14 protein-coding genes, 1 tRNA gene and 1 pseudogene are annotated in these 21,782 nt (G+C 48.7%); 10 read left to right on the top strand and 6 right to left on the bottom strand.

What is annotated here, in order from left to right; all coding sequences use genetic code 11:
* Positions 1 to 4: 4 nt before the first annotated feature.
* Together B160_RS0103640 and B160_RS0103635 are read right to left on the bottom strand one after the other, a co-directional pair.
* Positions 5 to 3,406, bottom strand: coding sequence for a TonB-dependent receptor (locus B160_RS0103640; RefSeq protein ID WP_018626511.1), 3,402 nt, complete (start codon positions 3,404 to 3,406; stop codon positions 5 to 7).
* Between the two features lie 30 nt (positions 3,407 to 3,436).
* Positions 3,437 to 4,507 carry a FecR family protein gene (locus B160_RS0103635; RefSeq protein WP_040679290.1) on the bottom strand — a complete coding sequence of 357 codons (1,071 nt, stop codon included), beginning with the start codon at positions 4,505 to 4,507 and terminating at the stop codon, positions 3,437 to 3,439.
* A gap of 191 nt (positions 4,508 to 4,698) precedes the next feature.
* Between B160_RS0103635 and B160_RS28325 the strand changes: the two genes are divergently transcribed.
* Together B160_RS28325 and B160_RS28320 are read left to right on the top strand one after the other, a co-directional pair.
* Positions 4,699 to 6,561, top strand: a complete 1,863-nt coding sequence (locus tag B160_RS28325; protein ID WP_018626509.1) for an arylsulfatase — start codon at positions 4,699 to 4,701, stop codon at positions 6,559 to 6,561.
* Positions 6,562 to 6,896: 335 nt separating this feature from the next.
* Positions 6,897 to 7,514: an RNA polymerase sigma factor gene (locus B160_RS28320; protein ID WP_018626507.1), complete on the top strand. Its 618-nt coding sequence runs from the start codon at positions 6,897 to 6,899 to the stop codon at positions 7,512 to 7,514.
* A gap of 406 nt (positions 7,515 to 7,920) precedes the next feature.
* Here the strand turns inward: B160_RS28320 and B160_RS0103615 are convergent.
* From B160_RS0103615 to B160_RS0103605, 3 genes are all read right to left on the bottom strand, one after another.
* Positions 7,921 to 7,994: transfer RNA gene (locus tag B160_RS0103615), tRNA-Pro, on the bottom strand.
* 77 nt (positions 7,995 to 8,071) lie between these two features.
* Positions 8,072 to 9,106, bottom strand: coding sequence for a phosphotransferase enzyme family protein (locus B160_RS0103610; protein ID WP_018626506.1), 1,035 nt, complete (start codon positions 9,104 to 9,106; stop codon positions 8,072 to 8,074).
* A gap of 86 nt (positions 9,107 to 9,192) precedes the next feature.
* A complete protein-coding gene (locus B160_RS0103605) occupies positions 9,193 to 10,215 on the bottom strand; it encodes a LacI family DNA-binding transcriptional regulator (RefSeq protein WP_040679477.1) in 1,023 nt (340 codons plus the stop codon).
* Between the two features lie 138 nt (positions 10,216 to 10,353).
* On the opposite strand from B160_RS0103605, the gene B160_RS0103600 reads away from it, so the two are divergent.
* The 3 genes from B160_RS0103600 to kdpA all read left to right on the top strand — a co-directional run bounded on the left by B160_RS0103600 (position 10,354) and on the right by kdpA (position 14,056).
* Positions 10,354 to 11,697 (top strand): sigma-54-dependent transcriptional regulator, encoded by a 1,344-nt coding sequence (locus B160_RS0103600; protein ID WP_018626504.1) that lies wholly within the window; start codon positions 10,354 to 10,356, stop codon positions 11,695 to 11,697.
* Between the two features lie 464 nt (positions 11,698 to 12,161).
* Entirely contained in the window at positions 12,162 to 12,239 is a 78-nt protein-coding gene (gene kdpF, locus B160_RS32500) for a K(+)-transporting ATPase subunit F (RefSeq protein ID WP_157557908.1), read from the top strand.
* A 128-nt stretch (positions 12,240 to 12,367) separates the two neighbouring features.
* Positions 12,368 to 14,056, top strand: coding sequence for a potassium-transporting ATPase subunit KdpA (kdpA, locus tag B160_RS0103590; RefSeq protein ID WP_026309500.1), 1,689 nt, complete (start codon positions 12,368 to 12,370; stop codon positions 14,054 to 14,056).
* A gap of 131 nt (positions 14,057 to 14,187) precedes the next feature.
* Here the strand turns inward: kdpA and B160_RS32180 are convergent.
* A pseudogene (locus B160_RS32180) lies at positions 14,188 to 14,541 on the bottom strand (four helix bundle protein).
* 204 nt (positions 14,542 to 14,745) lie between these two features.
* On the opposite strand from B160_RS32180, the gene kdpB reads away from it, so the two are divergent.
* The 5 genes from kdpB to B160_RS0103560 all read left to right on the top strand — a co-directional run bounded on the left by kdpB (position 14,746) and on the right by B160_RS0103560 (position 21,735).
* Positions 14,746 to 16,827 carry a potassium-transporting ATPase subunit KdpB gene (gene kdpB / locus B160_RS0103580; RefSeq protein ID WP_018626499.1) on the top strand — a complete coding sequence of 694 codons (2,082 nt, stop codon included), beginning with the start codon at positions 14,746 to 14,748 and terminating at the stop codon, positions 16,825 to 16,827.
* A gap of 107 nt (positions 16,828 to 16,934) precedes the next feature.
* Complete coding sequence (locus B160_RS0103575) at positions 16,935 to 17,483, top strand: potassium-transporting ATPase subunit C (protein ID WP_018626498.1); 549 nt, start codon at positions 16,935 to 16,937, stop codon at positions 17,481 to 17,483.
* 102 nt (positions 17,484 to 17,585) lie between these two features.
* Positions 17,586 to 18,674 carry a porin gene (locus B160_RS0103570; protein WP_018626497.1) on the top strand — a complete coding sequence of 363 codons (1,089 nt, stop codon included), beginning with the start codon at positions 17,586 to 17,588 and terminating at the stop codon, positions 18,672 to 18,674.
* A gap of 11 nt (positions 18,675 to 18,685) precedes the next feature.
* A complete protein-coding gene (locus B160_RS0103565; protein WP_018626496.1) occupies positions 18,686 to 19,795 on the top strand; it encodes a sensor protein KdpD in 1,110 nt (369 codons plus the stop codon).
* A gap of 212 nt (positions 19,796 to 20,007) precedes the next feature.
* Positions 20,008 to 21,735, top strand: a complete 1,728-nt coding sequence (locus tag B160_RS0103560; RefSeq protein WP_018626495.1) for a sensor histidine kinase — start codon at positions 20,008 to 20,010, stop codon at positions 21,733 to 21,735.
* Positions 21,736 to 21,782 lie beyond the last annotated feature (47 nt).

The following is a 21,782-nucleotide window of genomic DNA, read 5'->3' as shown; positions in this document are numbered from 1 at the left end:
GCGTTTAAAATGATACATTTAATCCGATCAGGAAGGATTTTGCCTGGGGATACACTCCCCTGTCAATACCATAGCTGTTTCCGCCTATTTCGGGATCATAACCGCTGTACTTTGTAACCGTTACCAGGTTACTTCCACTTACGTACAGGCGTAGTTTATTGATACCGATACCATTCAGCCCGGAAGAGCTGAGATTGTATCCCAGCTGCAATGTTTTTATCCTGAAATAGCTGCCATTTTCCAGATAGAATACTGATGGATATGACAGATTTTTATTCGTATCGTTATTAGTCAGACGCGGATAGCTGTTTGAAGTTCCTTCCCCGTGCCAACGCTGATACACGGTTGTTTGCCAGTTAGCATTCGGCAGCACATCATGCCTTCTCAATCCCTGGAAGATCTGGTTGCCCGCTACACCCTGCCCGAAGATCAGCAGGTCAAAGTCTTTCCAGCCTGCATTAACGGTAGCGCCAAAAGACCAGTTGGGTGTGGGATCGCCGATAAAAGTGCGATCCGCTTCCGTAATGGTCCCGTCATGATCCAGATCTGCCCACCTGAAATCACCAGGCCGGGCATTGGGTTGGATCTTCCCCTTGGGGCCGGTATACGCTTCCACTTCCGCCTGATTCTGAAAAATTCCGTTTGTTTTAAATCCATAAAATGAATTGATAGCATGACCAGTTGCGATCCGGGTAAGCGGATACGCGCTGCTGGTCAGCCGCGATGTGCCATCCTCTGTATAGCGCTTTCCATCTCCAAGAAAAGTGACCCGATTCTGCAGGTAAGAAACATTACCGTTCACATCTACTTTAAACCCATTAAAATCATTGTTGTATCCCAGCTCCAGCTCTACTCCTTTATTCTCCATATTCCCGATATTGGCGTAGCCTGTTCCGGTGGCCCCCACGTATGCCGGAAACTCAACCGGCATCAGGATGCCCTTTGTTTCTTTACGAAACCCATCAACGGTCAGGCTTATATGTGTAAAGATACGGGCGTCAAAACCGAGGTTAAGCTGACTGGTCTCCTCCCATTGAAGGTCTGCATTGGCCGGAGCATCAGGGCTGTAGCCCACCAGGTAGCTATCATTCCCGAACACATAATTTCTTCCGCCAGAAACGGTAGCTGCATAACGCAGATCACCCAGTACGTCATTTCCGGTAACCCCATAAGAAGCCCTGAGTTTTAAAAAACCAAACTGCGGCACATTGAAAAACGGTTCTTTGCTCAGTACCCATCCTAAAGAAGCAGAAGGAAAATATCCAAACTTTTTGTTGGGACCAAAACGGGACGACCCGTCTCTTCTTATAATACCGGTGAACAGGTATTTGTCGTTATAACTGTAGAGCCCCCGCGCAAATAAGGAATTTACTTTATGCAGGATCCCTTCAAAACCCGAGGCTGTTTTTTGATCAGCCGCCACATTATAGTTCATGGTAGCATCTTTAAAATTTGTGGCTGGTATACCCGCATAAGTTACCGTTAACCCGCTCGCATTATTATCCAGGTAAGCGCCCTGACCCAATAAAAGTGTAAGATCATGCGCCCCGAACCGGCGATTAAAAGAGAGGGTATTTTCAAGGTTCCAATTAAAAATTTTATCGCGGATGCGGGTAAATATATTAGCCGTGTTGATCTGATTCGCCGCAAGATAAAATTTTGGGGTAAAGACCTCACTCCCCGAATAACTGAGTTTGGTGCCGATGTTGGATCGGAGCTTAATTCCTTTTAAAGGCTCCATCTCAAGAAACAGGTTGCCTACCAGGTCATCGCTCCAGTCATAATTTCCTTCCCGGGTCTTCACATACGCAACGGGGTTGGTGAATTGAGTGGATACCAATGATGAAATACCATAGGGCCGCCCGTTTTTATCTTTAATAATATCAGGTTGCGTTGAATAGGGTGGTCTTGTAAGGGATGATTCATCAGTAACCAGTACAGGGGTAACCGGATCTAAATTGATCGCTGCACTCATCGGGCTGTTGAATTCCGTATTGGCGCTGAAAGCCACTCCCTTGGATTTTGTATGCGAAAAGCCCAGATTCTGCCCCAATGAGAGCCATTTGCGGATCCTATGCGTAGAATTAAGTCTTAATGAATAGCGTTGATAGCTTGATATACTGGTGGTGATGATGCCCTGCTGATCGAAATAGCTGAAAGAGGAAAAGAAAGTAGACCTATCGCCGCCGCCACTAAGATTCAGCTCATGGCTTTGGATAAATGCATGGTTGTTAAAGATCTGATCCTGCCAATTAGTACCGGCGCCCAAACTGTCCGGATTTGCAAATATCACCTTCCCCCCAGAGTTCAAAGATTGTTCGTTGAGCATTTTTCCGTATTCGGTGGCGTTCAGCATGTTTAGTCTTTTTGCGGGGCGCTGAAGGCCCAGGTAGTTATTGTAATTGGTTACCAGGCCTCCGGCTTTTCCTTTTTTTGTAGTTACCAGGATGACGCCCGCAGAGGACCGCGCTCCATAAATCGCTGCTGAAGCTGCGTCTTTCAGGACTTCTATGGATTCGATATCACCGGTACTGAGGTAATCGATGTTGCTTCCGGGGATCACGGTGCCATCCACCACATACAGCGGGTTACTAGCCCCGTCACTAAGGGAAGTAGCGCCCCGTACCCGAACAGTGGCGGCCGCCCCGGGCGACCCGGATGAAGAGGCTATGGTTAATCCCGACGTTCTTCCCTGAAGGGCCTGCTCTACCCTTGTTACCTGCTGGTTCGAAATATCCCTGGCCTTAATGCTCGAAATGGCGCCGGTAACCACGCTTTTTTTCTGGGAGCCATACCCTACCACAACTACGTTGTCCATCGAGCGGTCATCCGCCTGTAATGCAACCGTCAGGCTTTTCTGCCCTTCCAGCGGCACAGATGCGTTCATAAACCCGATATTACTTACTTCGACGGTAGCATTATAGTCCGTTACATTTAAGCTGAAGTTACCGTCTGCAGCGGCTGAAGTGGCCATTGAGGTTCCCTTTTCTGCAACCGTGGCGCCGGCCACTGCGGCCCCGTTCTCATCCACAACCTTCCCGGTGATCATTACACTGTTCCGCGACGGCTCGGGGCTTTTCGCTTTCCGCAATATAATCACATCATTCACCAGCTCATAAGCCACCCCTGTTTTATCTGCAATGCTCTTCAACACGGCATCCAGGGGTTTGTTTACCATTTCCAGTGTCAGCACCTTCCTTACATCTACCTCGCTGTTGCTGTAGGTAAACCGTATGGACAGTTTTTTTTCTATATAACCCAATACTTTCTTCAGGCTTTCATTTTTGACCACCAGGGTTATTTTACGCTCCATAAGACTGGCCTGGCCACAAACCCTTCCGCCCGGTAATACCAGGAATAAAAACAAGACAATCCCAAAAATAAAATACTGTGTTCTGGTATTCATATCAAGCCTGTTTGTATGTGTATGATTGTGTTAACGCTCGCCGTTGCCTGAGAACACCAGGATGCTGCCGTCTGCGATCCTGTATTTATAACCGAGCGTTTTGCAGAGGATGAATAGTTTCTCCGACAGGCTCTTTCCTTCTATATTTCCGCTAAAAGCCTTATTGGGCACTTCATCTTTATTGTAAAGTATTTTTACCCCGTACCCCCGTTCCAGGTCGGCAAGTATGGTATAAACGGGTGTTTCATCATAGTTAAAGCTGATAAATTCATTCTCCGACACTACCGGGTTTTCCACAATTCCCACATCCGGTTCCTTTGCTTTTTCGATGGCCACCCGCTGATTCCGGGTAAGCGTTACTTCTTCTACCTTTTTGGTAGGCCCCTTCTCGGTTAACGAAGATACTTTTACAACCCCCGAAAGCACATCCACCGATACCTTGCCCGTTGTATGATTGGAAAGCACTTTAAAGGAGGTGCCCACCACTCTTATCGTAATATTGCCTGTATACACATAGAAGGGGCGGGTTTTATCCTTTGCCACGTCAAAAAAAGCGTTCCCCGTTAAATACACTTTCCGTTCTTTCAACGTTTTAAAAAGCGTACTGATCCGGATCCCCGAATTTTTATCCAGGCTTATCTTACTGTTGTCCGGCAGCGTGATCAGCTGGGTATTATTGGTGCTGTTATAAAATGTAACCAGGCTGTCTGCATGACCCACCTGTGCAATATTCAGCAGGCTCTTCCTGTTTGTTGTGATCAGCAATATACCCACCACCAGTATAACAGCCGCCGCTGCAACCCATCCCAAAGCAGGGTGCAGCTTTTTAAGCATCCCCCCGGCCTGGCGCCCTCTGTTCAAACGCCGGAACAGCTCGTCGACCGGCGCCTGCCGGTCTGCATGCTCATAACCCGGGGCATCTGTTTTCAAGGCCTTTACGACCTCCGCCGCGCATGCTGCCAGCTCCTTCTTCTCAGGGTGCTCTGCCAGCCAGGATTCCCAGTACTGGTCCCTTTCCGGATCGGGGTGCAATACCCAGCTCCTGAAACCCTCATCCCAGATAAGATCCTCAATGGTACTATGCCGATAGTCCTTGTTCATAAATTCACTTGTCTCCAAAATAGAGACCGGACCGGCGTTTCAATACCATCTGGGAGCGAATAAATTTAACGTTCGGGGGAATATTATGGTATTTATTGAAAAACAACTGCTCTTACGGGGTTAAGGGCCTAAGGGAAGAGTTATACAGAATTAAGAATTGATAGCCTTATTTTAAAATCAAACCAATAGCGATGTTCAGATTGTTCTTATTGTTTCATTTATTTTTTTTCGCAGCCGGAGAAGCTAATGCCCAGTATCCCAATGTGTTATTGATCCTGACAGACGATCAGGGCTGGGGCGATTTTTCCGGTTCCGGGAACCCGGTACTTACAACACCCCATATCGATCAGCTCAAAGAGACAGGTGCCAGCTTTACCAATTTTTACGTAAGTCCGCTCTGTGCGCCCACCCGGGCCAGCCTGCTCACCGGAAGGCATCACCTCCGGACAGGAGTCGCCTCCGTTTCAAACGGGCTGGAAATTATGAACACCGGTGAAAATACACTGGCCGAGCTCTTTGCAAGTAATGGCTACCGCACCGCCTGTTTTGGTAAATGGCACAACGGATCCCACTATCCCAATGATCCCAACGGTCAGGGTTTTCAGGAATTTTTCGGATTCTGTGCCGGGCACTGGAGCAACTACTTCAATACCCGTTACCAGCATAACCAGGACTTTGAAACAGACAGCGGCTATATTACCGACGTACTCACTGACAGGGCTCTTCAATTTATGCAAAAAGCAGGTCGGCCTTTTTTTTGTTACCTGGCCTATAATGCCCCCCACACGCCCGTTCAGGTACCGGACCGGTATTTTAAACGATACAAAGAGAAAGGACTTTCCGACGAGCTGGCCGGCATCTATGGCATGTGTGCATCTGTTGACGATAATATCGGCCGGATCACCCATATGTTAAAAAAAACCGGGCTTGATAAAAACACGATTGTTATCTTTCTCAGCGACAACGGCCCCAACGGGCATCGCTACAACGGAATACTGCGGGACATCAAAGGCTCTGTATATGAGGGGGGCATCAAAGTGCCCTGTTTTGTAACCTGGAAAGGACATATCAAAGGCGGATTACAGGTTGCCGATCTTTCCCAGCATATTGACCTCTTTCCAACACTCAGGGATCTCTGCAGATTAAAAATAAACAGCGATTCCTCCATAGACGGGATCAGCCGGGCCGGCTTACTTTCCGGGAAAAAAATATCTGAAAACAGGAATATTTACTCCTGGGTACTATCACGGTCTTCCGGCCGTCATGACAGCACACTGAGCAAGGCAACCGGCTCGGTGCGGAACAATACCTATGCCCTGATCTACAAAAAAAACGGAACGGAGCTATATGACCTGGTAAAGGATCCTTCACAAAAGGAAGAAATTTCCCGTCAATTTCCGCAGATCACGGAGACACTAAAAAAGGATTACCTTGCCTGGTTCAGGGATTGCTCCAAAAACTTCAATATGCAACGGCCTGTTCCCCTCTATGGTGACAGGGTTGAGCTACCCGCTTATGAGGCCGTTTTTTCGGGGGGGCCTAAATACAAAGAAGGTCATGGGTGGGCGCATGACTGGCTGACAAACTGGGGTACCGGCATGGATACGATCTCCTGGAAGGTTATTGCAAACACAGAAAAATCCTTCTCCGTTCTTATAGACTACGCGGTTTCGGGCTCTCCCAACGGAACAGAAATAGCGTTACAGATAGACGATTCAGCCATTCTTACGCATTCGCTTTGTACCATTTGCAACCCGCCTTTTATCGCTAGTCCCGACCGGGTAAAACGTAAAGAAGTATATGAGCGCCAATGGTGTCAACTCCAATGGGGGGCGATAAAAATCGCCCCCGGACCCCATAAGGTGTCCCTGATTACCCGGAAGCCCGATGCAGGTATTACCGCTGATTTCAGGGCATTGATCCTAAAGACCCCACAGGTAAAGATCGCCGCAACATGCTATCCGGGACCGTTAAAACGATTTTCAGCTGCATCCCCATTAAAGAGCTCTCCGCCTGAACTTCATAAACGGAGGCCCGTTTCTCTTATGTTTTAAATATATCTTTTCTTTATTAAAGTTTGGGATCCTAACAAAATAACGATTGAAGCTGCAAATCCTGAGCGATCTGTTATACCTTTGATCCTGCAATCCATTATAAAAATAAACATCCCCAACTTATGGTATGTTCCAGGGGTGGGTGTCTCTTTATCAGCAGGATCGCGATCCGGATTGCAGGGAATTGCCAGATGCCAGCTTACGCTATTTGCATTATGCAGGTCTGCAGGCAGGTTGAGATCAGTGAAATCAAAACGGTATATCATTTATGTACATTCGCTTCGTCATCGGGAAATCATTGATTGAAATTGTTTTGTTGCAGTTATTACCTTTATATGGACGGTGCACGGAAGTATGATTTTGTCAAAAAATTAAAATCATCTGACCTGGAAGCCTTTACTTCATTATGGAAACTTGCAACCGGCGGCAATCAAAAAGCCTACCGGTTGATTGTCGAAGAATATTTCTGGCAGCTGTTCAATTACGGCCTCAAATATTCCAGGGATGAAGCGTTGCTGAAAGACACCGTCCAGGACCTGTTTGTTTATATATGGGAAAAACGCGCCACCCTGGCAACAGAAGTCAATATTAAAGCCTATCTCTTTTCTTCCTTCCGGAGAATGTTGCACCGGAAGCTTAACCCCCAGATCCGGATGGTTGACTTTAAGGATGCTACCTACCTGGAAAACAAATTTGATCTTAGCGCCTATGTGGATGAGCGCCTGATCAAAACAGAACAGGCCCGGCAACTTTCGCTCCAGGTTACCGCCCTGCTCAATGGTCTCCCACTGCGGCAAAAGGAGGTGGTTTACCTCAAATTTTTCCACAATATGTCGCGGGACGAAATCGCATCGATATTAAATATTGCACCGCAGACGGTTTCCAATATCCTGCAAATGGCCTTAAAGAATCTCCGGTGTAACCTCCCGGGTGATGTACGGAATATTGTTTAACCGGGTAAAAATTACGCCGCAGCAAATAGATAGTGCCGTATCAATTAAGACGTGGAAATGCTGAAGCTGAGCGTCCTACCCCACCCCGGGTTGAATAAACATGGCGGGACCTGCCGCTCCGCCCGCCCGTACCGAATGACACGTTCGGGCGAGCACAAAAGCTGTTAGAAGTGCCCTTTCGGAATCGTGCCGTAACCTCCGGATTGCGATTCTATCCGGAACTGTCGAGTGAAAATTAATTTTGTTTCGTGTCGTAGGGGGATAATCACCCAATGGTCAGATTTTTCCCGTTTTTTATAAAGCATATCCCGTTGCAGATATGAGATTATTTGATAAGCTGAAATTAAAAAAGCCTTACAAATATCTTGATTTGTAAGGCTTTGATAGGAATTGAAATCCTAAAAAGTCGGGAAGACAGGATTCGAACCTGCGACCCCCTGGTCCCAAACCAGGTGCGCTACCGGCCTGCGCTACTTCCCGGTGCTTATAAACAAAGCGGCTGCAAAAGTAAGGGAAAAATCGCAAAAAAATAAAAATAAACGCCAGGGATAGAAAAACTACTTTTCCAGCACCTCCCGCTTTTCCAGCAACCGCTCCAGTAAAGTCAGCTGATTTTGTGCCCTTACAAAATTATGTCCCTCATACCGGGCGCCATAATAGCGATCGTCATTTAAGTGATCCGTCAGGAACCGAAGGGCCTGCATATAGATCATAAAGAGCCCTGAGTAAAAAAAGTGTGCCTTTTCGGCCTGCGTCAGTTCATCCTGCATTTCCTCCAGGTATCCTTTCACAATGGCATTGTAGTAATCTTCACGCACAACGATCTTGCTAAAGTCTTTTTCCTCTTCACTTACGGGGCACAGGTAGGTACGCATCATATCGCCCACATCACTGATAAAATAGCCCGGCATGACCGTATCCAGGTCTATTACACACAGACCTTTATTGTGCGCATCAAAAAGCACATTGCTGATCTTCGTGTCGTGATGAGTTACCCGTTGCTTAAATTCCGGATTTCGTTGTATTTCCCGGAACCGGTCTACAATATATGAATGCCCCTTCAGCGCTTCGATCAGAGAAGTGGCCGCCGCCAGCCGCAGGGGGTTACCGCTGCCGAGCGCCTCCAGGAATTGCTCGTAACGCAGGGAAAGATCATGAAAGGAAGGCAATGTGATCTTCAGGGCATCCACATCGATCCCCGATAGCTTCCTGGTAAACATTCCGAATTGCTTCGCCGCTTCATAAGCCTGCTGCGGATCTTCTACAACATCGATGGAATGGCTCCCTTTTACAAAAGGGAACATGCGGTAATACCCGTCGCCCTCTATATGCAACATCGTTTCCCCCGATGCCGTTTTTACCGGTGATACAAAAAAGTATCCCTCATCCTGTTTTTCCAGGTAGGCATCAATAAAAGCCAGGTTCCATGCGATCGCCTCCGGCTCCCGGAATACGTTCCTGTTCACCTTCTGTACAATAAACTGTTCTGCACCGTTACAGAGCACCCATGTATGATTGATCAGCCCGCTGCCAAAAGGTTTTAATGAACACTGAACTTCCTTCAACCCATAACCGGCAAGTACTTTATCCATAATTTGGTTTAAGGCGATAAATGTATAAAATAAAGTTTAAGTTTTTTTTCAAAAACCCGGTGCAAACGATTGCCCTGTAACCGATTTTATGAATTGTAAACCAGCGCAACCGGAATTTCCTTGTGCTGGAACGCTTTTGTAGCGGTATCTTCATCTGATTTGTTCTGCAAAATATCCATCAGCATTTTCATAGCAGCCTCACCCTGGCTGTAAGGGAACTGGTCGATGGAAACAACCGGGGGGTAAGCAGTGTGCTTATTTACGGATATATTTGCGTAGCTGGCAAACAATATATCCTCATTGATCTTAACGTGTTCTTTCAGGGCATATTTAACCGCATCCATGTGTACATAGTCATTAAAGCTAATGATCGCATCCGGTGGCTTTTTCAATCCCAGCAGCCGGGCCACCGCCTTATGCGTTCCCTCCTCCGAAAAATCGGTCTGCTCCACCATCTGCATATCTACCTTCAGCTTCCTCCTGGAGATCCCTTCAATATACCCGTCCAGCCGCTCTTTGGAGGCAATGATGGCGTTGGGGCCGTTGATAAATGCGATGCGTTTGCGATCCTGTTTAAACAGCCACTCGATCATATCCACGGTACCTTCAAACAAATTGCAGTACACTTTATTCACATTTGCCAGGGAGGGTACCCGGTCGAAATAGACCACCGGTATATTATAGGCATCCAGGGTTTTCAGGTGATCACTTTTATTGGTTTCTTTCGATAAGGAAATGATCAGTCCGTCTACCCGCTGGTTCTTCATCGCATCCACCACCTGGCGTTCCTTCTCGATCCGGTCATGGCTTTGTCCAAATAAAATTGTATACCCGTTTTCCAGGGCAGTATCCTCAATACCGCTGATCCCTTTTGAGAAAAAATCCTCATAAATATGCGGCACGATCACCCCGATCACATAACTTTTCTTCTGTTTGAAAAAGATCGCTTTGGAGTTGGGCTCATAATTCAGCGCTTTAGCCAGTTCCTTTACGGCCTCTTTAGTCTTGGCACTGATCCGGGGATGATCGCTCAGCGCCCGCGATACCGTAGAGACAGAAACGTTCAGCCGCTTGGCTATTTCTTTTATAGTTGGTATTGATTCACTCACAATTCTAATATATGCCAGATTTAAAGATAAAACAATTATTTTATAGTTATACCAGAAGCTCCTGCCCCGCAAACCTATTATTTTTTTGAACAAACAACCCGTAAATTATTGCATTACTTTTGCCCCAAGTTTCACACCATGAAGCACAGCGTTCTGATCATTGATGATGAAGAAAAATTACGGCAACTCCTCTCCCGGATCATTACCCTGGAGGGGTTTGAAGTGTTGCAGGCAAGGGATGCCCGCTCCGGGTTGAAGCAACTGGAAAAAACGGCTGCCGATGTAGTCCTTTGTGACGTAAAACTGCCGGACGCCAACGGTGTGGACCTGGTAAAAGAGATCCGGGCCCGGGCTCCGCAAACAGAAGTGATCCTGTTGACGGCTTACGGCAATATTCCCGATGGCGTACAGGCCATAAAGAGCGGTGCCTTCGATTATATTACCAAGGGAGACGATAACAACCGGATCATTCCGTTATTAAACCGGGCTATAGAAAAAGTGATCCTTTGCAAAAGGGTGCAGCAACTGGAACAACAGTTGGGTAATAAATATTCTTTTGACAGCATCATGGGACATTCTGAAGCCATACAGGAGGCCATCGGCCTGGGAAAAAAAGTGGCCCCCACAGACGCCACGGTATTGATCACCGGGGAAACGGGTACAGGCAAAGAAGTATTTGCAAAAGCCATACACGAGGCCAGCGACCGGCGAAACAAAAGTTTTGTGGCCATCAACTGTGCTGCTTTCAGTCGCGAGCTGCTGGAAGGGGAACTGTTTGGGCACAAGGCCGGCTCCTTTACCGGCGCAGTAAGAGACCAGACCGGTTTACTTGAGGAAGCCCATAATGGTACGCTGTTCCTGGATGAGATCGGGGAAATGGCTGCCGACCTCCAGGCAAAGTTGCTGCGGGTCCTCGAATCCGGCGAATTCATTAAGATCGGGGAAACCAAACCTACAAAGATCAGCGTGCGGCTGCTGGCTGCTACCAACCGCAACCTGTTAAAGGAGATCGGGGCCGGACAGTTCCGGGAAGATCTTTATTACCGGATCTCAACTTTTAAGATAACGCTCCCGGCCCTGAGAGAACGGAAAAAGGACATCAAAGAGCTGGCCGTATTCTACCTCCGTCTGTTTGCGCAAAAAACAAACCGGAAAGACCTCCGTATTTCAACAGAGGCACTTCGTGTACTGGAAAACTATAACTGGCCGGGCAATATCCGGGAACTAAAGAACAGCATTGAACGCAGCGTGATCCTGATGCAGGGCGATGAATTGCATGCAGAAGATCTGTCGCTGGAGATCCGGCAATACGGGGATCAGGAAGCGGGACTCGCGGAAAATCCTTTGTCGCTGGCCTTCATGGAAAAAAACCATATCCGCCGTACACTACAACTTACCAAAGGCAACAAAGCCGAAGCAGCCCGCATCCTGGAGATCGGCGTAGCTACGCTGTACCGGAAAATCGACGAATACAAATTATAGACCGGGCCTGGTACGGCAACACGAGGTTTGCCGGGCAGTGAAAAGAAATCCCGAAAGCGGGCATAGATGACCGTTAGCCGGTTCATCGTCCGGGCGGCATGGAGCTATCTTTTTCTTATTGAAATGAACGGCGCATTCGCGGCTCCCGTGTATCGCATTTCTTTACACCCTTCAACGTACCACTCATTTTGAGAACCAGGCTTATCATTTTGATAGGCTTTTTCATATACACGTAAACCCTGGATCATTTCAAATAATTCATAATCAACCGACTGCAAGCACCTGAGAAATCCGGATCTGTTTTTGGCATAGAAGGATCGACATCAAATATTAAAATAATTACCGGCATATGTACACAGGTATTCTTATTCTTTCCGGCATCGGCTGCTTCATACTTTTTTTCAGATCCATTTCCTTTTTCGAAAAAATATAGGCACATCCCAAACAATTCAATACTTAAAAAAATGACAGAACTCTTTATCATCGCCATCCTCGTTTTCATCTATATGTGCTACGTACTGCTCAAACCCGAAAAGTTTTAAAGAGCCGCCCCAATCTTTCACATTCACCTTCCACGCTTCACATTTCACATTTCACTTCCAACATTTCACATTTCACTCTCCACTTCTCACATTTCACTCTCCACTTCTCACCCACAACTTCGAAAACAATGAACACAGAAATATCAGGCATTATCATCATGTTTGTTTTTACCCTGTTGCTGTCACTGCCGCTGGGCCGGTATATTGCCCGGGTGTACGCCAACGAACGCACATTTTCAGATCCGGTATTCAATCCCATTGAGCGCTTCCTTTTTAAGTGCAGCGGCATTGATCCTCATAAAGAGCAAAACTGGAAGCAACAGCTGACGGCCTTGCTGGTCATCAATTTTATCTGGTTTTTTCTGGGGATGTTTATCCTGCTGAACCAATCATGGTTGCCGCTCAATCCCGATCACAACCCGGACCAGACGCCGGACCAGGCCTTTAATACCACCATATCTTTCCTGGTGAATTGTAACCTCCAGCATTATTCCGGAGAAACGGGCGTCAGCTACTTCAGCCAGCTCTATCTGATGTTTTTGCAGTTCGTAACGGCTGCCACAGGTATGGCTGCTGCTGCCGCGGTGTTCCATGCCTTCCGGAAGGGCACGCAGCAAACCCTGGGTAATTTTTATACTGCTTTTGTCAGATCCATTACCCGGATCCTGTTGCCCCTCTCCATCATTATCGGTATGATCCTGATCCTGAATCATACCCCGATGACCTTTGAAGGGAAACAGCAAATGATCACCCTGCAGGGCGATACCACTTATGTATCTACCGGTCCGGTAGCCGCATTCGTGCCGATCAAGCACCTGGGCACCAATGGCGGTGGCTTCTTCGGGGCCAACTCATCCCACCCGCTCGAAAACGTGAACTACCTCACCAACATGACGCAGATGATTGCACAAATGCTGATCCCGTTTGCAATGGTCTTTGCTTTTGGACAGTTCCTCAACCGGAGAAAACTGGGATGGGCCATCTGGTGCGTGATGACCCTCGGCTTCCTGGCGCTGTGCATCCCTAATATCATTATGGAAATGAACGGCAACCCGAATATCACCGCAATGGGTGTCAGTCCTGCACTGGGAGCAATGGAGGGAAAAGAAGTACGCTTTGGCGCCCCCGCTTCCGCTTACTGGAGCATTGCGACCACGGTGATCTCCACGGGCTCCATCAACTCCATGCATTCCAGTTATATGCCGCTGAGCGGAATGAATATGCTACTGGCCATGATGACCAACTGTTTTTACGGCGGTTGCGGTGTAGGCATCCTGAACTATTTCGTCTTCATTATCCTTGCAGTTTTTATAAGCGGGCTGATGGTGGGACGCACACCCGAGTTCCTGGGTAAAAAAATAGAAGCCCGCGAAATGAAGATCGCCATGATCGTCGCATTGTTGCATCCGTTGCTGATACTGACCGGAACCGCGCTGGCAGCGGCCCTGCCTTCGCAAACGGCCTCCACCCTTGCCAATCCCGGTTTTCATGGCTTTACGGAAATGTTGTACGAATACACTTCCAGCGCCGCCAATAACGGGAGCGGGTTCGAAGGACTGGGAGACAATACACCCTGGTGGAACATCAGCACCGGTTTTGTACTGATCCTTTCCCGTTACCTGCCCATCATCGGCCCGGTGGCTATTGCCGGCATTCTTGGAGCAAAAAAATACATCCCGGAAAGCGCCGGTACTTTAAAAACAGATACCGCCACCTTCGGTTTCATGGTATTTGCAGTGATCATCATTGTAGCTGCACTCTCCTTTTTCCCCGCCTTAACGCTGGGGCCAATTGCAGAGTATTTTGGAATGGGATAAACGGTGAAATATTGTTAGTGAAAAGCAGGATGTAGAACATTCAGATTATTCCCTTTCACCTCACTTTTCACTAACAACTTTTCACTAACAACTTCTCACTAACAACTTCTCACTAACAACATTTCACCCCATCACTTCTCCAAACTTTTAATCAATCCATAAATCATCTTACCAATGAGATCCATTTTTTCAACCAATCGGTCACATTCCTCCCGGGAAATAAATTCCAGGGATCCGCAGAGCAGTATAAGCGTATCCAGTTCTGTAAGCGATCCCAGCGAAACGTACAGGAACCAGGCAAACTGCTTCGGACTCTTTCAGGCAGCACCTTCTGCGATGTTTACAGGAACAGATACAGCAGCTCTGCGAATCTGCGAAACAAGGCCAAATTTCTCCGCGGAAGGAAAAGAATTCGTTGCAGCATACAATTCTTTAACAAGCTCAAAGCTGTCAGCCCAGGCATTTAATTTTTTGTGTGGTTTCATAAGTTTAAATATTTCATCGAATATAATTAATCATAATATAAAAAACAAATACGTTCCGGCACACCAACAACATTCTTCCGCTCATTAATAACATTTTAGGAATAGCCAACAACATCTCACTAAAATCATTTCACCAATAACATCTCACTAACAACATCTCACCCCCAACATCTCACTTCTCACCCCCATTAAATCCCCCTTACAATGAAAACGCAACATACTTCACTGTTTCAAAAGGATCAATTCATCGAAGCGCTGAAAGAATCTTTTGTAAAACTCAGTCCGTCAAAAATGTTCCGCAATCCTGTTATGTTCCTGGTGTGGACCGGCACCCTGGTGATGCTGGGTGTCTGCATCTGGACCGGGATCGCCGGTAACCGTGCAGGACAGGGATCTCTCACCTACAACATCACCATCACCGCTATTCTTTTTATCACCTTGCTCTTTGCCAACTTTGCGGAAGCCATTGCAGAAGCGCGCGGCAAGGCACAGACCAACAGTCTGCGGAAAACCCGGGAAACAACCCCGGCTAAGAAAATAGAACCCGTTGGGGAAATGACATTGAATGAGATTCGCATCGTCCCCTCTTCCACCCTGCAGCTCCATGATATTTTCGTTTGTGAACCGGGCGATATCATTCCCACCGACGGGGAGATCATTGAAGGACTCGCCACGATCGACGAAAGCGCTATCACCGGCGAAAGCGCGCCGGTGATCCGGGAGGCAGGCGGGGATAAAAGCTCCGTAACAGGAGGCACCAAAGTATTGTCCGATAAAATAAAGGTAAAAGTTACCACCAGGCCCGGTGAAAGTTTCCTCGACAAAATGATCGCCCTGGTGGAAGGTGCCTCCCGCCAGAAAACGCCCAATGAGATTGCGCTCACCATCCTGCTGGCCGGGTTCTCACTGGTATTCATTATCGTGTGTACGACATTAAAACCATTTGCTGATTTTGCACATACGCCCATTACCATCGCCGCCCTGATCGCACTCTTTGTGTGCCTGATCCCCACTACGATCGGTGGCCTGCTTTCTGCGATCGGCATTGCAGGTATGGACCGGGCATTGAGGGCAAATGTGATCACCAAAAGCGGCAAGGCTGTTGAAACTGCCGGCGATATTGATGTACTGCTGCTGGATAAAACAGGGACCATCACCATTGGGAACCGCAGGGCCACTCATTTCTGGCCCGCCAACGGCACCAGTGATCAGGACTTTATGGAAGCCGCCATACTCGGCTCCCTCACCGATGAAACCCCCGAAGGAAAGTCCATCGTGGAGCTGGCCTCCGGTTTGCTTAAAGACAAAAATTATATCCCGCATACCCGGCAACAGTTCCTTGCCGGGCACAGCAGCTATAAACCGGTCCCCTTCTCCGCAGAAACCAGATGCTCCGGTGTGAACGTCAACGGCATTCATATCCGCAAAGGCGCAATGGATGCCATTACCAAACTGGTTCAAAGAGCCGGCAATACGGTTCCGGGGGAGATCCTGATCAAAACAAAAGCCATCGCCGGCAATGGCGGAACACCCCTGGTGGTGGCAAAGGACAATGCTGCGCTGGGGGTCATCGAATTACAGGACATCATTAAACCCGGCATACAGGAACGCTTTGAACGGTTGCGCCGGATGGGGATCAAAACGGTAATGGTGACGGGCGACAATCCGCTTACTGCAAAATTCATCGCCGAAAAAGCCGGTGTGGATGATTTCATTGCAGAAGCCAGGCCTGAAGACAAAATGAACTATATCCGCAGGGAGCAGTCAGAAGGCCGCCTGGTGGCCATGATGGGCGACGGCACCAACGATGCTCCTGCCCTGGCGCAGGCCGATGTTGGTGTGGCCATGAACAGCGGAACACAAGCCGCAAAAGAAGCCGGAAATATGGTAGATCTCGACAATGACCCCACCAAACTGATCGAGGTGGTGGAGATCGGGAAACAATTGCTGATGACCCGTGGCACACTCACCACGTTCAGCATCGCCAATGACGTGGCTAAATATTTTGCCATCATCCCCGCTTTGTTCATTACCGCCATCCCCTCCTTACAGGGGCTGAACATTATGCAGCTGCACAGTCCGGAAAGTGCGATTCTTTCAGCCGTGCTCTTTAATGCCCTCATCATCCCGCTACTGATCCCCCTAGCCCTGAAAGGGGTTGCCTACAAACCCATCGGCGCCAGCGCCCTGCTGCGAAGGAACCTGTTGATCTATGGACTCGGAGGCATCATCGCGCCCTTTATCGGCATCAAAGTCATCGATATGCTGACAGGTCTGCTTTTTTAAAAACGACCTTCAATCAACATCTCATTATAAACTTATCACTGTAAACTTCTCACTAAAAACATCTCACTCCCAACATCTTACTCTCATCTCACCCCAAAAACACAACAATGAAACAACAGATCATTCCCGCGATACGCCTGACCGTTGCACTGATGGTCCTCTGCGTGATCATTTACCCACTCCTGCTATCCGGCTTTGCCCGATGCACACCGGAAAAAGGGAAGGGAGAAAAGGTTGCCGACCGCAATGGCAAAAGCTACTATGCCCATATCGGGCAGCGTTTCGACAGCGTTATTTACTTCAACTCACGGCCATCCGCAGTAGCCTACAACGCCGCCGGAAGCGGTGGCAGCAATAAAGGACCGGATAACCCGGATTACCTGAAAGAGGTACAGCAACGGGTAACGGACTTTAAACAAAAGAACCCCGGCGCCATCATACCTGCTGATATCGTAACGGCGAGCGGCAGCGGACTGGACCCCGACATTTCCGTTGCCGCTGCAAATGCCCAGGTGCCCCGTATCGCAGCAGTCCGCAAACTATCACAACAGGCCGTTCAGGAGCTGGTACATCGGCATACCAGCCGGCCACTGCTGGGACCCCAGAAAATAAACGTACTAAAGTTAAATATCGACCTGGATCAATTGACCCATTGAACCTTAACAATCCCATGACCACCCCGCCTCCCTTTAACCGGAAGCCGCGCGGAGATCCGCAAACATCCCACTCCAAACTTCTCACTCGGAAAACAAAAACGCATGAACAGCAGAACAATCCGGAACAACATCGCCTGGCTGGTACTGGTCGCCCCATTCATATCCCTGGAAAAGGCCATTGCTCAAACAGAAAACCCCGTGCCGCCTTTAAAGATCAGCGGTTACGGCGAGGTATTTTACAGTTATGATTTCGGAAGGCCGGCAAACCATATGAAACGATCGTTCCTGTACAGTTACAACCGGCATAATACGGTTCAGGTAAACCTTGCCCTCATTAAAGCCAGCTATACCGCCGGCCGCGTAAGAGGGAATATCGGTTTAATGACCGGCACCTACAGCAACGATAATATGGCGGCCGAAAAAGGTGCTTTAAAAAACATCTATGAGGCCAATGCCGGCTTTAAACTTTCAAAGGCCCGCAACCTCTGGATCGATGCGGGCATTCTTCCCTCTCATATCGGCTGGGAAAGCGCTATTGGCAGGGATTGTCAGACTTTAACCCGAAGCATGGCTGCAGAAAACTCGCCTTATTTTGAAACAGGGGCCCGCATCTCCTATACCCCGGATAACGGCAAATGGTACATCAGCGGTCTGATCCTGAACGGCTGGCAACGCATCGAGCGGGTGAACGGGAACAATACCCCCGCATGGGGCCACCAGCTGGTGTTCAAACCCACAGACAAGATCACGCTCAACAGCAGCTCCTTCATTGGCAATGATCAGCCGGACAGCATCCGCCGGATGCGGTATTTCCACGATCTGTATGGTCAGTTCCTGATATCGCCGCATATTTCCCTGACACTCGGATTTGATATCGGCACGGAACAGAAAGCTCCCAAAAGCAAGGACTACAATACCTGGTACGCCCCCGTGTTGATCGCTGCCTGGTTCAACGACCAATGGAATATAGGACTGCGGGGCGAATATTTTTCGGACCCTCACGGAGCGCTCATTCCTGTAGACGCGGGACATGGATTTAAAACCCTGGGCTATTCGCTTAACATCGACCACAGGATCACCGGCCAGTTTATGTGGCGGATCGAAGGCAGGGGCTTTCACAGCCGCAGCCGCATCTTTCCAAACCAGGATCATAACTTTGCCATCACAAGCTCACTTGCGTTTTCCTTTTAAACCATCATAACATGAACGCAGCAGCTGATTTTTTACAACTCATTCAGAAGAGCAGGCGGGGCCGGTTCAAGATCTACATCGGCATGAGCGCCGGGGTGGGGAAAACATACCGCATGCTACAGGAGGCACATATACTGTTGCGGAACGGGATCGATGTGCGTATCGGCTATGTGGAAACCCATCACCGCGCGGAAACCCACGCCCTGCTGGAAGGGCTTCCCGAAATTCCGCGACGGAGGCTGTTTTACAAGGGAAAGGAGCTGGAAGAAATGGATACAGGCACCATCATCAACCTGCGTCCGGAGGTTGTTCTGGTAGACGAGCTGGCACATACCAATATCGGGGGAAGCCGCAACAGCAAGCGCTGGCAGGATGTGCGGGATATCCTTGATGCGGGCATCAACGTGATCTCGGCCGTGAACATTCAGCACATTGAAAGCCTGCATGACGACATCCGGGCCATCACCGGCGTAAACGTAACCGAACGGATCCCGGACAGCATCATTAAGGAGGCGGATGAGGTCGTGAACATCGACCTGCCCTCCGATGAACTGATCACCCGGCTGAAGGAAGGCAAGATCTATAAAAGCGACAAGATCCAGTCCGCACTCAATAATTTTTTCCAACACGACCATATCCTGCAACTGCGGGAGCTGGCATTAAAAGAAGTAGCTTCTGCCGTAGAGCGGAAAGTGGAAACAGAAGTGGTCAAACTGCCGCTGCAGCAGGAACGTTTTATGGCCTGCATCAGCAGTAATGAAAAAACGTCGAAGACCGTGATCCGGAAAACTGCACGCCTGGCCAATTACTATCACAGTAAATGGTATGTGCTGTACATAGAAACCCCGTCGGAGAGTGCCGATAAGATCCGGCTGGACAAACAGCGCTACCTCATCAATAACTTTCAGCTGGCTACGGAGCTGGGTGCAGAGATCATCAAGATAAAGGCCGACCGCGTGGCAGCAGCGATCGCAGAACAGGCAGAAGCCAGGAAGATCACCACCATTTGCATCGGCAAGCCCCATTTAAATTTAATGCAGGTGATCGCAGCCACCAGTATTTTCAGCAATCTTTTAAAAAAACTGGGCGATAGCCGGATCGACCTGGTGATCCTGAGTTAATGTTGTTCTATTTTTGCTGCTGAGGCTGTCCGTTTTTGAAAAAGTATTGCTGTGTAACACAAATACGGTCCCGGACTTGCTTCAGGGCCTGTCAGGTGTGGAATGGCAATCTTCACTATTGATACCGGAATCTCCGCAGAAAATGCAAATGGTCATATGGCATACCGGAATTCTGGGGAGTTTAAACAACTTTGATGTATAAAAATTAAAAAATGCGTATTCAAACAAAATTAGTCCTGGGATTGGGTGCGCTCTTTGCATTGGTGGCCTTCCTGGCGATCCTTTCAGGCATTTACATCAATCGTCTTTCAGCAGATACCAAGAACATCCTGGTAGCCAATTATAACTCGGTGTCCTATTCCAGGGAAATGTTGCTGGCGCTGGATGAGGGGATCCAGATGCCGCATATTCAGCAAAAATTTGAAGCCCAGCTAAAACGCCAGAAGGAAAACATCACCGAGGCCAACGAACTGGAAGCCACCGGGCGGGTAACTGCCGATTTTGAGCGCATTAAAAGCGCACCCGGCGATACCCTGCTGCTACGCCTGCTCCGCAAAGACCTGGCGGATATCATGCTGCTGAATATGCAGGCGATTCGGCGCAAGAGTTCCATTGCAGGAAAGACCGCCGACAAAGCCATTGGATGGATCGCCGTAAGCGGCACTCTTTGTTTCATCATCGCCTTTACCCTGCTGCTGAATCTCCCGGCAGCGATCTCTAACCCCATCAAAACCCTTACCACCAGCATCCGGGGCATCGCTTCCAAAAACTATGCCCAGCGGATCTATTACAACAAACCCGATGAATTTGGCGACATGGCCAGGGCCTTTAACACCATGGCACAAAAGCTGGAGGAATACAACAACAGCAACCTGGCCCGGCTGATGAGTGAGAAACAGCGGGTCGAAACCCTGATCAATAACATACACGAACCCGTGATCGGGCTGGACGAAACCAAAAAGGTCATCTTTATCAACGAAGAAGCCGCCCGCATCACCAATACAAAACCCGGGGACGTACTGGGCAAACCCGTGCAGGACCTGGCTGTAAGCAACGACCTGATCCGCATGCTGATCCGGGATTTCTTTGAGCCGGCAACCCCGCATGAGCCGCTGAAAATATATGCAGACAATAAGGAAAGCTATTTCGACAAGGCCATCATTCCCATCCGCATTGTTTCAACCGGCGAAAAAGAGGCACAGCACCTGGGAGATGTCATCTTCCTGAAAAATATTACGCCTTTCAAGGAGCTGGATCATGCAAAGACCAATTTTATAGCCACGGTTTCCCATGAACTCAAAACCCCGATCTCTTCCATAAAAATGAGCGCCCAGCTACTCGAGAACGACCGGGTCGGCAATTTAAACCCCGAGCAAAAAGAGCTGGTGGAAAGCATCCAGGAGGATGCAGCGCGCCTGCTGAAAATAACCAGCGAGCTGCTGAACGTAACCCAGCTGGAGAGCGGCAAACTGCAATTGCAGCCGGTATTGTGCCGCCCGGGAGACCTGATCGGCAAGGCGGTCCAGGCCAATGAAACTACGGCAGCAGCCGGAAATATCCAGGTACAGGTACAGTTACCGAAAGACCTGCCTTTTTTAAACGTGGACGCCGATAAAACTTCCTGGGTCTTCAGCAACCTGATCTCCAACGCTATCCGGTACAGCCACGAAAATGGACTTATTCGAGTAGCGGTTACTGCCGGCGAAGGCGAAGTCCTGTTCACCGTCAAAGATTTTGGCCAGGGCATCGCCCCATTTTACATTGACAAAATATTCGATCGTTATTTCCGGATCCCCGGTTCCAAAAAAGAAGGTACCGGACTCGGGCTTTCCATCAGCAAAGAGCTGATCGAGGCCCAGGGAGGCTCCATTGGGGTGCGCAGTGAATTTGGGGCCGGCACGGAGTTTACAGTGAAGCTTCCGGTTACAGACAACAGTTAGCAGTTTTACCCCGATCCGGTCATCCCGGCGGGTCGCATTTTAAAAAG

This window comes from Niabella aurantiaca DSM 17617 (assembly GCF_000374125.1).
Lineage (GTDB): Bacteria > Bacteroidota > Bacteroidia > Chitinophagales > Chitinophagaceae > Niabella > Niabella aurantiaca.
The sequence above is the reverse complement of the archived record's forward strand: the minus strand, read 5'-3'. Positions and strand labels throughout refer to the sequence as shown.

Excerpts from the sequence above, each read along its gene's own strand:
- B160_RS0103560 (WP_018626495.1), top strand. The coding sequence starts at position 20,008 with ATGCGTATTCAAACAAAATTAGTCCTGGGATTGGGTGCGCTCTTTGCA.
- kdpB (WP_018626499.1), top strand. The coding sequence starts at position 14,746 with ATGAAAACGCAACATACTTCACTGTTTCAAAAGGATCAATTCATCGAA.
- B160_RS0103600 (WP_018626504.1), top strand. The coding sequence starts at position 10,354 with ATGAAGCACAGCGTTCTGATCATTGATGATGAAGAAAAATTACGGCAA.
- B160_RS0103635 (WP_040679290.1), bottom strand. The coding sequence starts at position 4,507 with ATGAACAAGGACTATCGGCATAGTACCATTGAGGATCTTATCTGGGAT.
- B160_RS28325 (WP_018626509.1), top strand. The coding sequence starts at position 4,699 with ATGTTCAGATTGTTCTTATTGTTTCATTTATTTTTTTTCGCAGCCGGA.
- B160_RS0103570 (WP_018626497.1), top strand. The coding sequence starts at position 17,586 with ATGAACAGCAGAACAATCCGGAACAACATCGCCTGGCTGGTACTGGTC.
- kdpA (WP_026309500.1), top strand. The coding sequence starts at position 12,368 with ATGAACACAGAAATATCAGGCATTATCATCATGTTTGTTTTTACCCTG.
- B160_RS0103640 (WP_018626511.1), bottom strand. The coding sequence starts at position 3,406 with ATGAATACCAGAACACAGTATTTTATTTTTGGGATTGTCTTGTTTTTA.
- B160_RS0103565 (WP_018626496.1), top strand. The coding sequence starts at position 18,686 with ATGAACGCAGCAGCTGATTTTTTACAACTCATTCAGAAGAGCAGGCGG.
- B160_RS28320 (WP_018626507.1), top strand. The coding sequence starts at position 6,897 with ATGGACGGTGCACGGAAGTATGATTTTGTCAAAAAATTAAAATCATCT.
- kdpF (WP_157557908.1), top strand. The coding sequence starts at position 12,162 with ATGACAGAACTCTTTATCATCGCCATCCTCGTTTTCATCTATATGTGC.
- B160_RS0103610 (WP_018626506.1), bottom strand. The coding sequence starts at position 9,106 with ATGGATAAAGTACTTGCCGGTTATGGGTTGAAGGAAGTTCAGTGTTCA.
- B160_RS0103575 (WP_018626498.1), top strand. The coding sequence starts at position 16,935 with ATGAAACAACAGATCATTCCCGCGATACGCCTGACCGTTGCACTGATG.